General features: G+C 39.6%; 1 pseudogene. It reads right to left on the bottom strand.

What is annotated here, in order from left to right:
• Positions 1-131 precede the first annotated feature (131 nt).
• A pseudogene (locus tag MZO40_RS17320) lies at positions 132-227 on the bottom strand (IS5/IS1182 family transposase); the annotation flags it as partial.

Raw genomic sequence — 227 nt, 5'->3', positions numbered from 1 at the left:
ACCTATTGGATCATCAAGATGAAGCACCCAAGTCCTTGAGTGATGCCTTATTCGAATTGACAACGGCTGAGCTTAAATACCGGGAACAAAAAAAGATTAATTTGAGAATTAAACTAGGGTCCGTCTGAAAACTACTTAAGTAAGATGCAAATTGAGGCAATGTAGACCGTAGCCAGATAAACATGAGCGAGCTTATCATAACGCGTTGCAATCCTACGAAAGTTCTT

This window comes from Lactiplantibacillus sp. B652, assembly GCF_023806745.1.
Taxonomy (GTDB): Bacteria; Bacillota; Bacilli; order Lactobacillales; family Lactobacillaceae; genus Lactiplantibacillus; species Lactiplantibacillus pentosus.
The sequence above is the reverse complement of the archived record's forward strand: the minus strand, read 5'-3'. Positions and strand labels throughout refer to the sequence as shown.